Genomic DNA, 8677 nt, shown 5'->3' with positions numbered 1-8677 from the left:
CCCACACACAGCCCGTTAAAGTGCGATCGCTCGGGGAAACTTTTTCCGACGAACGAAGTTGATGGAACAAGCTGCTATTTGAGCAGCCTTTAGCAGGAGGAATTATCCATGAATTTAAAGATGCTCACTATGGGTGCGATGCTCGCAATGAACACCGGTTGGGCGCTCGCAGGCGGCAGCACCGGGACRTCCGCGCTCGATGATYCGGCGAAAATGTCSCCRTTCTTCACCGATGCCGGCATGAAGACCATGAAGTCCGAGGCGGARTTCAARGCTGCCTGGATGGCCATGAARGAAGAAGACCGTACAGCCATGATGAAGGAATGCGGCGACGAGGCTATCGCGAAGGCGCATGACAATTTCTGCAAGATGACCAAGCAGCTCGGCGGCGCAAACTAATAATTCGCTGCTTCAGTCGTAAACAAGGGCTCGCTGCCTCGCGCCAGCGGGCCCTTTTTCGTTCAGCCGGGACTGTGCCTGAAGCCGCAAAAGGTGACTTGCACTCGCTCCTCTGATGTTGCGGATGTTGGCAGGCCCGCACATCCCCCAGATTTTCCGCGCCACCCCCTGAAGGTGAGGCACATGACTAAAATCAGAGTAGGTACCTGCGCTTGGGATGCTGCCAGGAGGCTGCTCGCTGCGGACGGCTGGGGAACCGTTACGCCGCATGACGACGACGACATGACGCCGCGTCCGCCGGCGCCGCTATTGTCAAACAGTTGTCTAACGGGCTAACGGGACCGCACTGCGCCATTCAGTGCGTGTTCCAACCCCAACCATACCCGCTGAACAATGGCGGGCTTTGGTTGAAGATTGGGTAAAATTGACTCCGCTTAGGTGAGAGCTTGCAAGCCATCTTCACGAGAATGCTTTTATAAGGTGGGTCTAAAATGCTGCTCACAAGTTGCGCTTCTACAGTCATTATCGACTGTTAGGCAACGAAGGAGGCTCGCATGTATTCCCTCAATGAGAGCCCGGCTAAGACTTTGGCCGGCAGCGTTTTGATGATAGTATTGTGCTTCCCTGCTCACTCCGCAGGCGTCGGGGCCGGTGCGTCGGTCGGGGGTGGGGGCGGCATCAATGCCGGTGCAGGTGCCTCGATCGGTGGCGGCGGCGGCGTCAATGCTGGCGCCGGCGCTTCTATCGGCGGCGGCGGAGGCGTGAACGCCGGAGCCGGGGCAAGCGTCGGTGGCTCGAACGGCGTCAATGCAGGATTAGGTGCTTCTGTCGGCGGGGCCAACGGAGTCAATGCCGGCGCCGGAGCCAGCGTAGGTGGCACCAACGGCGTGAATGCGGGACTAGGCGCGACGGTTGGRGGAGCGAGTGGCGTTGGAGTTGGGGTCGGCGTCGATTCCGTGGATCCGTCCAAACCCTCATCTGCGGTGAGCTCAAGCAAGTCGCGCTTGCCAGGCGTCATCGCCCAGATGTCTGAAAGTCAAGTTGCGCGGATGAAGAAGCGCTGCGCCGATGTGCTCGCAAGTTCGGGCACATACGACCGTGACCTGCGCCAGCTTTGTCTGCTCATAGCTCGTCGTTAAGGCGCCTGAGCGCAAGCCCGCTGCCGAAAGGTGGCGGGCAGTTTTCGTCGTTCAGTGCGCGGATTAGGACAACCGGCTGTGATGCGACATGAGCGCCGGAGAAGCCCACCCAGTATACGTGGTCTATTACCCACCCGGCCTTCCGGTCCTGGCCGTTTGCGGCAATGGGACGAACACCGCAATGCCCTTTGACACCGCAAATCAAGCAGCCGCCTACAACAAGATGGCGGGTTAGAGGACCCCGGAGCGCTTCGCCACTACTTTCAGTAGGGCAAGTCTGCGTATTGGAAGGCGAACACTCGCCCGCTGGTCTCGTCGGTCACTTCAAGGAAGTAGTTTCCCGTCCGGTGGAGCGTCACCGGGCGTTTCGTTGCCTGCTCGGCAGCGCGGTAGGATGTCGGTGCCTCAGCGCGGTATTCGGCGATCATCCGCCCCGCGAGATATTCTCTGATTAGATATGGCATGGCGGATCACCACCGCGAATCATCTTTATATTAGTTATATCTAACATTTGCGTTTTTTGAAGCGGCCTCTAATTTAATCGGGAAGGGTCGATAACGCTAAACTGCCATGGTCGAAAAGCCTCCCGAAGGCGTCGACCGGATTCACGAGGTTAAGTTCTACGGCTATCGTTCGCAGCTCATCATCGACGAGGACGGCACCCGGATTTACACGCGCAACGGCCACGACTGGACAGCCAAGTATCGCGACCTGGTGAAAGAGGCGGCGAGCCTTAGCGCCGCGAGTGCGATCGTCGGCGGCGAAATCATTGTCCTGAACGCCGCCGGCCTGTCCGACTTCGGCGAACTGCGCAAGGCGATCACCCGCAGGCAGCATGACCTGTACTTTGTTGCGTTCGATCTGCCCCACCTCAATGGCCGCGACCTGCGCGATATGCCGCTGGAGGAGCGTCCCGAGATTCTGGCCAGCATGATCGAGCCCGGCGGCCGGATTCAGTACAGCGAGCCTCTGCGAAGGGGATCTATCATCTGCTCGACCAAGCCGGACTGGAGGGGGCGGTGTTGAAGCGGCGTGACAGCAAACACCGCAGCGGCACGTCGACCAGTTGGCTAAAGGCAAAATGCTACACTACTGACGAATTTAATTTGCGCGGCGTCGAGCGCGTGGCAGGCAAGCCAGCCTTTGCCTTAATGGCTGAGCGCGGTACCGGGCGCTATGTCGGGTCTGCCTTTCTCACCTTGAATAGGGAAATGCGGGAGCGGCTCTGGCAGCGTGTCCAGGACTACGCGGGGACGGCCCCAAATTGGATGATGCGACCGGCGACGCAATGGGTAAAGCCCGGGCTGATCGGGCGTGTCAAACACATGCGGGGCGAAGAGGATTTGCGGCACGCTTCACTGCGGGACTTCCGGGAAGAATGAGCAAGCGTGGCAGTGACTTTCTCTATCATTGGATATCGGACCATCTGGCGGACGAGCCGATCGTCGACCCGGTCCTGATGGTGATTGAGATGGTCGTGGACGCAAAACGGGCGGCTGAAGCGCAAGGCATTCCTGGCCGGGAGATTGATGAAGAGATTTGCCAAACCTACCAGTTCATCATGCAGGATTTGCGCTGACCACCTCTTGCGAGGAGGCAGGCGAGGAATATAATCCTCCTGTTGTGGCGATGGGTAGCGACCTTCGTTGAACGGATTGGTCAATACGGAAGGGTCAGATTATTCGCTGACGAATCCGACAAGCCGAGCGCGATAAACGGTGCGACGTCCTGCGACTTTTGAGAGAAGCAGGCATCCCCCAGGATCAAAGCCGCGGGCTAACCGCCGTCCTTGGCAAGCTCACAATTGGTCATCGCTTATACGGGAAGCTAGAATTCTGGCCGTTAAACCTTACGGATCTGTCGAGCCTGCCCATCCCTAGCGCCGTTAGCTAGAGTGTGACTTTCCGTCCCAACCGACTACAATTCCCGTGGTGGCTGCCGCGAAGGACGAGGGAAAATGGCATTTACTGTCATCTGGTATGGAAGACAGGGCATCGTCGACAAGGGATTGTTCGACGCGGAGAAACCGGCAAGGGATCATGCAATCTCGATGTTTCAGACCCGGAAGGGCGACGATGGGATCGTGTCCGTTGAAGTTCGTAAGGAAAACGGCACTGTCGTTTTTAGCCACGCGGAGAACTAGAGAAATTGCCGCCGTCGGCAAGGTGCTTTGAACGAAAGTAGCGATTGCTGGAACATTAGTCGCCTCTAAAGGTTTGTGACTGGCGGCAGGCGGTGCCCTCCATTGCCTGCCGAAGACCGGGCCTCCGACCGGCCCTCTATCCGCCACAAAGCGCGGGCTTTTCTAGGAGAATAGCAAGACATGTCCCAGTCTGTCGAACCACCGATCTTGCCAGAGGGAAGCCCCGATCGCGAGGCCAACTGTGAGGTCGCGTTGGAAGCCGCGTTCGCGGCCTTGGTTCTGGGATCAGTAGCTCAGGGGTGGACGCCCCAAGAAACGGCTACAGGTCTGCTTAAAATCGCAACGGAACATGCACAACAGGTCGCGGCCACTGCCGCAGATGCCGATCGGTCGGGGCCTTCTGATCAGGTGAAGAAATGACCGACAAGCCGGCCACAACCTACATCACAGCGTTTTCGAGAACTCGCAACCGCGCGGTCTTCGAAGGACAGGCAAAGGTTTTCGATACGACTAAGTAGATCGGCGACAAGGTTAGGGGTCGAGGAGATCACGCCGCGGCCGAAGAATCGCTAGAGGGCTCGGCGGATTCGACGACATATCCGGTGATAAAGGGGGTTGCGAGCAACGTCGCCGGCGTCGGCAGGTTCCCTACGGGGAAAATCGCCGACGCCAGCTGTGCGGCGCCGGCCAAGCGGACACTCAGGTCCGCGCGCACACATGGTCGATTCTGCAAAGACGGAGTGCGCGATCGCGCAAGGCGCTGCCGAAGATGTCCGGATAAACGTAAAAATAATTATCGGGTATTGTTAGATTGTATACTAGACCGAACGTAGAGTGATTTGATCTCGGATAGTTCACCGGGTCCCATACACCTGCAATCTTTGACCGGGGGCTGCGTGCTACATCTACAGAACACGATCCTCGAAATGATCGCCAGAGGCGAAACTCTCGAAGCGACGACCGACCGACTTTGCGCGCAGATTGAAAAAATGCTGCCCGGCATATGTTGCTCGGTCTTGCGTGTGGATCGCAGCGGCCTGTTGCATCCGATCGGCGGTTCCTTCCTGCTCAACGAGTATTCGGCCCAGTTGGACGGCCTCCTGACAGGCCCGCTTGTGGGCGCATGCGGTAGCGCTGCTTATCTGGGAAGAGCCGTTGCCACGGTCGATATCGCCACCGATCCGCGCTGGGCCGGATTCAGGGACCCTGTTCTCGCTTTGGGGCTCAAGGCCTGCTGGTCAAGTCCGATCTGCGACGCCGCTGGCATAGTGCTCGGGACTTTTGCGCTTTATTTTTACGAGTCGCGAGGGCCTAGCGTGCGAGAAGAGGAGGTCGTCGCTTCATGTACATCCCTCTGCGCAATAGCGCTTGAACGTTACCAGCGCGTGCTCGAAAGGGAGCGTGGAGCCTATATTGATGCCCTTACGGGTTTGCCAAACCGCGCGAGCCTGGACACAGCCATCGAGCGGTTGTCCTGTGCCCAGCCAGGTGCCTGGGCGGTGCTTCTCGTCGACCTCGACAATCTAAAGACCATCAATGATACCTTCGGCCACGCCGCTGGTGACGCCTTGCTGCAAGTCGTCGCCGCGCGTCTCGGCGCAAGCGTCGCGCCTGACCGTGTGTTCCGCATGGGTGGCGATGAGTTCTCGGTGATCCTCCAGAAGACCGGTGCCTCCGCCACCATTGAAAGCGCGGCGCAGAGTATTCTCGATACCTTGGCCATGCCCGCCGCCTGCGATGGACACATGATCCTGCCACGGGCAACCGTCGGCGGGGCGGTGCTTAGTGCGGATGACGTCGATGCAAAAACGGTGCACCAGCATGCCGATTTTGCGCTATACCATGCCAAAGAGACGTCGCCCGGCGGCTTCGTGCGGTACTGGCCGGGGATCGGCAGCGCCATCAAGACCCGTATCGAGGTGACCCGCGACGTCGACGCGGCCTTGCGCGAAGGCCGGATCGACGCTTTCTACCAACCGATCCTGCGTCTCGATACCCGTGCGATCGTCGGCATGGAGGCACTGTGCCGCCTTCGCAAACCCGACGGGGAGATTGTTTCGGCCGCTGCTTTCCACCATGCGACCTCCGATGTCAGCGTCGCCTCGCATCTTACCGAACGCATGATGGCCCTTGTTGCGGCCGACGCGCGCTCTTGGCTGGAGCAAGGCATTCCCCTGCAACATATCGGCATCAACATTTCTTCCGCTGACTTTCACAGCGGTACCCTTTACGGACGTCTTGAAGCCGCGTTCGGCCGAGAAAACGTGCCACTGAAGCATATCATCCTTGAAGTCACCGAGTCGGTTTATCTCGGCCAGCGTGATCCTATCGTGGCCCGGGAGATCAAGGCACTACGCGCTCATGGACTGCGCGTAGCGCTCGATGACTTCGGAACAGGATTTGCCTCGCTCACGCATTTGCTTACGATGCCTGTCGACGTCATCAAGATCGACAAATCCTTCATCGACCGCCTGGGGCAGGGGGACCCGAGCCTTGCAATCGTCGAGGGGTTAATTGATATCGCGCGCAAGCTCAACATCCGGGTCGTTGCCGAAGGCATCGAAAGCGAGCTGCAGGCCAGTTCGCTCTTGGACATCGGCTGCGTGCTTGGTCAGGGCTATCTATTTTCACAAGCGGTTTCGCGCCAGATCGCAACGGGACTTCTTGTGCGTTTCGGACAGACTCTCGGCGAACGGGCGGGGTCGCAGGTCCCGTTTTCGAGAGCAATCTAAAGCTCTGAGATGGGGAGCCGTAAATCTCGCGCCTCGGCCAAAGCGAAACGCTGCGCGTTAGTTTGCTAACGCGCCAGCTATGCCGGACAAGCGAACGGCGACCACCCAAACCGTTGGCGTAAATCCGACGAGAGCTTCGCAGCCTCCATCAATCTCGTCGCCGCCATAAACTCACATTGAAGCTCCACAATCCTTATGGGATCTCTGCTCACGCACAGGCTCACCAATAGCTAGCCCGAATAGCGCTAAGGCGGCTGACGCGGCAGCAGGGTTGTTGGGGCGCGACCTCTGTACAATCAGTGTGACCCGCCGTGCCACCATATGGCATTGGCGGGTCCGCCCAAACGGATCATTCTCGGTCGACTAGCAACTACTCGATTACCTGCACGATCTTGCGTGTATCAGGATCCACGAGCACCGCGTGATCGCCGACAACCGTGTACCTGTACCTGACGTTAGGGACGTCAATTGTGTGCAGCTCGACGGTATCGGGAAGGGCGGTGCCGACGTTAAGTTCGACGCCGAGCAGGCTGACTGAAGCGAGTTTTTGCTTGTGAATGTACTCACGCACAACGGTCTGCTGTTCAGGCTTTAGAACAAGCACGTCTTCCGCGAAGGAAGTGCCGGTTCCAGCGATAAGCAGCAAGGCGCCAGCTGCGCCGACGAGGTAATTTTTCATGAGGCGTCAGTTGGCGGGAGCAGGTGCCGCAGGCGCGGCCGGTGCTTCCACCTTCGGTGCTTCCACCTTCGGCGCTTCGACATTCGGCGCTTCGACCTTGACGTTGATGTCCTTGCCGCCGCTGCCACCATGGATGTTGATGACGCCGGTGAAAATCAGCAAGACAACGATTGCGACAAGTCCGAGAACAATAGCGACCGCAGTGCCGCCGCCACCTCCAGAGTTAACAACAGTTGGGCCGTCAGTCATAATTTCCTCTCCTAGTTTCAATTACTTACAAACGAGGAAACGATGACCGAAGCTTACCGTTCCAGGAGTKAGGCTTTGGTCTGGGGGTTGTCCGACTAAGGTCTTATGAGGGCAACGCAATCGCGGCAGCCGCGTTAAAGCCGCGCCCCGACCTCGTCGGATGGATACTCTGCGGAGCGTGAAACGAGTGACACTAATCCAGCGTCAAAAGGTCATCGAAGGCGCAGACCAGCCTGCGAATGACAACCGCAATCGGATTCTTGGTTCGACTCCGTTATCGGACGTCGACAACGAGGATGCGATCACGGCGCTTGTGAGGCGAACCGAGCGCACAGCTATTTTGGTAGTTTTAGGGATGGGCGGCTGGTTGATGTTAATCCCGGTTATCTACCTTGTAATGACCCACGGAATGTGAACAAAACAGCGGCGACCGCCTCATGGTATTGCTCCACCTCAGGACATTTCTGGTTTTGAAACTTGCGAGATGGATTCGCTTCACTGAGACATTGGTTTGAAGCGACGTCCTCATATGTTCTTCGAGGTTCGGGCCTACGACCACACGCGGAAAAAACTTCTTGGATCTGTGGCTCGCCAACAATGTTTCCCGAGACAACGAAGGCCGATGTCATATTGGTTGGCGAGCTGACCCACAAGTTTGCCGATACCCATAGGCATGAAACGGGAAGAGATCGACAAGGGGTTGTGACAGATGCTGTAACGGCAAAACGATCTCGTCGTCCTTGGCCGGCAGTAGGCCTGTTCGCCCTGGTAGGTGATATAGCAAGCCCTCGGCGATCAGGGCATCGGCCTGCGCGTTCGGGGACACTTGGTTATCTTCCGTCGTGCGGACTTTCTCGGACTTGTAGCCATCCACCTGCCCGACATTGAACCCACAGGTCAGACGGGCGCATGGGATTTGGCAGCCGTCTTCATTGGTGCCAGTTTCGTCGGCGTCTTGCGCTCGATCATCTTGAACCAGATGACCGGGAGTGGCCTTTCTAGCCCTTGCGGACGCTAGCGACCTTCGCCTTCCACTGCCTGTGAATGGGTGGCAATGCGGCTGGGATCGTCATCAGACGCTCCCGTGATCAGGCCGGGTCACAAGATGCCAAGAAGCCGGGGCTTAGATCGGACGACATCCGGATCATTCTCTTTCAACTTGACAGGCTCCCTGCGCTGCGAGYGAGGTAACTCGCGCCACCAAAGCTCCGTCATGCCAGAACTTTTACCGCGCTTTCCTTCCGGCGAGGACATTGGTCGCTGCCTCGCGGCCGGCTCACAAGGGGGCATGCAATTTCTTGCGTGTCCACAACCGCTGGGAACGAAACCATAACTC

The 8677-nt window shown here is 58.1% G+C and carries 9 protein-coding genes and 1 pseudogene; 7 read left to right on the top strand and 3 right to left on the bottom strand.

The annotated features are described in order from the left end of the window. Positions 1 to 108: 108 nt before the first annotated feature. Both AC1DX0_RS26055 and AC1DX0_RS26050 read left to right on the top strand, forming a co-directional pair. The gene (locus tag AC1DX0_RS26055) at positions 109 to 399 is read left to right on the top strand and encodes a hypothetical protein (protein WP_477357329.1); all 291 of its coding nucleotides are present in this window, start codon (positions 109 to 111) and stop codon (positions 397 to 399) included. Between the two features lie 554 nt (positions 400 to 953). Then, positions 954 to 1538, top strand: coding sequence for a hypothetical protein (locus AC1DX0_RS26050; protein WP_477223754.1), 585 nt, complete (start codon positions 954 to 956; stop codon positions 1536 to 1538). A gap of 263 nt (positions 1539 to 1801) precedes the next feature. Here AC1DX0_RS26050 and AC1DX0_RS26045 read toward each other — a convergent pair whose 3' ends face one another. Then, positions 1802 to 2002, bottom strand: a complete 201-nt coding sequence (locus AC1DX0_RS26045; RefSeq protein WP_477357327.1) for a hypothetical protein — start codon at positions 2000 to 2002, stop codon at positions 1802 to 1804. 106 nt (positions 2003 to 2108) lie between these two features. Between AC1DX0_RS26045 and AC1DX0_RS26040 the strand changes: the two are divergent. The 4 genes and pseudogenes from AC1DX0_RS26040 (at position 2109) to AC1DX0_RS26025 (ending at position 6413) form a co-directional block, all read left to right on the top strand. Further along, a pseudogene (locus AC1DX0_RS26040) lies at positions 2109 to 2920 on the top strand (ATP-dependent DNA ligase). Beyond that, entirely contained in the window at positions 2917 to 3117 is a 201-nt protein-coding gene (locus AC1DX0_RS26035) for a hypothetical protein (protein ID WP_477223756.1), read from the top strand. The pseudogene AC1DX0_RS26040 and the gene AC1DX0_RS26035 overlap by 4 nt, the downstream one beginning before the upstream one ends. A gap of 378 nt (positions 3118 to 3495) precedes the next feature. Next, on the top strand, positions 3496 to 3681 hold the full coding sequence (locus AC1DX0_RS26030; RefSeq protein WP_477223757.1) for a hypothetical protein: 186 nt from the start codon (positions 3496 to 3498) through the stop codon (positions 3679 to 3681). 926 nt (positions 3682 to 4607) lie between these two features. After that, positions 4608 to 6413, top strand: coding sequence for a bifunctional diguanylate cyclase/phosphodiesterase (locus AC1DX0_RS26025; RefSeq protein WP_477223758.1), 1806 nt, complete (start codon positions 4608 to 4610; stop codon positions 6411 to 6413). A 370-nt stretch (positions 6414 to 6783) separates the two neighbouring features. Here AC1DX0_RS26025 and AC1DX0_RS26020 read toward each other — a convergent pair whose 3' ends face one another. Together AC1DX0_RS26020 and AC1DX0_RS26015 are read right to left on the bottom strand one after the other, a co-directional pair. Further along, the gene (locus tag AC1DX0_RS26020; protein WP_477223759.1) at positions 6784 to 7092 is read right to left on the bottom strand and encodes a DUF1236 domain-containing protein; all 309 of its coding nucleotides are present in this window, start codon (positions 7090 to 7092) and stop codon (positions 6784 to 6786) included. Between the two features lie 6 nt (positions 7093 to 7098). After that, positions 7099 to 7341: a hypothetical protein gene (locus AC1DX0_RS26015; RefSeq protein ID WP_477223760.1), complete on the bottom strand. Its 243-nt coding sequence runs from the start codon at positions 7339 to 7341 to the stop codon at positions 7099 to 7101. A gap of 178 nt (positions 7342 to 7519) precedes the next feature. Between AC1DX0_RS26015 and AC1DX0_RS26010 the strand changes: the two genes are divergently transcribed. Further along, on the top strand, positions 7520 to 7756 hold the full coding sequence (locus AC1DX0_RS26010; RefSeq protein WP_477223761.1) for a hypothetical protein: 237 nt from the start codon (positions 7520 to 7522) through the stop codon (positions 7754 to 7756). Positions 7757 to 8677: the final 921 nt, after the last annotated feature.

It is taken from the genome of Mesorhizobium sp. P3_A9, assembly GCF_056402975.1.
This window is presented reverse-complemented; position numbering and strand designations above follow the sequence as displayed.

Coding starts and splice junctions, on each gene's coding strand:
- AC1DX0_RS26045 (WP_477357327.1), bottom strand. CDS start 2,002: ATGCCATATCTAATCAGAGAATATCTCGCGGGGCGGATGATCGCCGAA.
- AC1DX0_RS26035 (WP_477223756.1), top strand. CDS start 2,917: ATGAGCAAGCGTGGCAGTGACTTTCTCTATCATTGGATATCGGACCAT.
- AC1DX0_RS26030 (WP_477223757.1), top strand. CDS start 3,496: ATGGCATTTACTGTCATCTGGTATGGAAGACAGGGCATCGTCGACAAG.
- AC1DX0_RS26025 (WP_477223758.1), top strand. CDS start 4,608: ATGATCGCCAGAGGCGAAACTCTCGAAGCGACGACCGACCGACTTTGC.
- AC1DX0_RS26020 (WP_477223759.1), bottom strand. CDS start 7,092: ATGAAAAATTACCTCGTCGGCGCAGCTGGCGCCTTGCTGCTTATCGCT.
- AC1DX0_RS26015 (WP_477223760.1), bottom strand. CDS start 7,341: ATGACTGACGGCCCAACTGTTGTTAACTCTGGAGGTGGCGGCGGCACT.